1 protein-coding gene is annotated in these 1,735 nt (G+C 52.4%); it reads right to left on the bottom strand.

Annotation, left to right across the window (positions count from 1 at the left end):
* Positions 1 to 523: 523 nt before the first annotated feature.
* A partial coding sequence (locus ACPLUI_RS14595; protein ID WP_424660965.1) for an IS110 family transposase occupies positions 524 to 1,735 on the bottom strand: 1,212 nt, incomplete at its 5' end.

Below are 1,735 nucleotides of genomic sequence, written 5' to 3'. Positions count from 1 at the left end.
CGTGCACCAACATTCATTTTACACCTATTCCGAAAGAGAATATCTGTTTAATCCTCTCTCAATAAGGTTGAATAATCTTCGTTAATCTCACAATTTCAGCCATTTTCACTTTTCAGTAGGGCCATGACTGATAATGATGCCCAGTTATGCCTTTGTCTGGAAGGTGGTGTATACAGAAATACCAGGGCTGCTTGTGTGACAATTTTTCGCGCGCTCTTTTCTCCACACTTTACCCTGGCGATATACCCTCTCATGTCTCCCGGGATACCAATAACCGTGCCGGTTCCGGACTTTCCTTCGTCCCACCTGTCCAGGGGTGGAGGCCATTGTGCTACCTAACAGGGTCTACTTACCCTTATGGTTTGATTTTTGGCTCTCCGCGCTGCATGATTGTCAAGGTCCATGTAGCAAAGGCATTATAACGGTACAATGTTATGATGCAGCCAGCACCTTCCGCCTGCAGCCCGGTAGAACGGAAGGAAAGCCGTGACAGGCAGGTACAGGCCGTTGCCTGGATACCGGCCTAAGCGGCTACTTTTGCCACTGGTCTAACCGGTTCGGCATGTACTAAGGCCGGATGGCTTTCAGGCAAAACCAGATCCCGGTTATACGCCATTCCCTTGCGTGCCAGGGCAAAGATGATGCGCAAAAGCTTGCAGCAAATGGCCACCAGGGACTGCTTTCCTTTCAATGGGTTGTTGGGCCTGGTGGTGTAATAGTGGTGGAGTATCGAAAATTCCTGCGTTCTGGCCACCAAAACCAGGGCTACCCGGAAGAGCGCGCAGCGCAGCTTCGCTCTGCCCCGCTTACTGATGCGGGTCCTTCCCTTGTGGGTGCCTGAACTGTTTTCCACCAGGTTCAGGCCGGCCAGCTTTATTAACTGCCTGGCATTGCGGTAGTTGTTCAGGTCGCCCACTTCGGAAACTATGGTGGCCACTTGCAGTATGCTCATTCCCGGGATGGTGAGCAGGTACCCGGCATAAGGGATTTCCCTCAACAGTTCTACCAGGCGGGCCTCAACCAGCTCGCATTCCTTGAGTATTTCCTTGACCCGGCGTAGCTGGTAGCGGAGCTCCGTCCTGGCGCCTTCAAGGCCATCTCTTACACCCACCGAGGTCCTGGCTTTATCCTTTAGGAGCTCAGCATGCTTGAGCCCGACCCGGTTATGAGTGGCCTGACTTAAAACGGCAGCCACTTCATCTACCGGCTTTTCAATGAGGTCAGCCGGGAAAGGGAAATTATCCAGGGCAGCCATGGCGGCCTTCCCTTCAACAGACTTGAAAACGTCTTGAAACTCCGGAAAATACAGGTCCAGAAGGGTGTTGATTCGCGCTTTGCTTTGCTGAAGGTCTTTGTTTAACCGTTCCCGGAAGTTGACGAGATTACGGATATCCGCTATTACGCCGGCTGGAATGTGCGGGATGTAGAAACGACCATCCCTGGCCAGGCGGGCAATTATCCCGGCATCCTTGTCATCCCGTTTGGTTGGTGAATTGTCGTCCAGTTCCTTGGCCTTTTTGACATGGTGCGGGTTGACCAGGACCACCGTAATCCCTTGCGTTTTTAAGACACAGGCTAAGGGGAGCCAGTAATGGCCGGTAGGCTCCATGGCCACCAGAACTTTAGACAGGCCGTGTTTAAACTGGATCGTCCTGATTTGCTGGACTAGATCACCAATGCCGGATATGGTATTCTGGAATGGGAACGGCTTGTGCAGTCCCTCCCCCCGGAAATT

It is taken from the genome of Desulfofundulus sp., from assembly GCF_049701015.1.
Classification (GTDB): Bacteria; Bacillota; Desulfotomaculia; order Desulfotomaculales; family Desulfovirgulaceae; genus Desulfofundulus.
The sequence above is the reverse complement of the archived record's forward strand: the minus strand, read 5'-3'. Positions and strand labels throughout refer to the sequence as shown.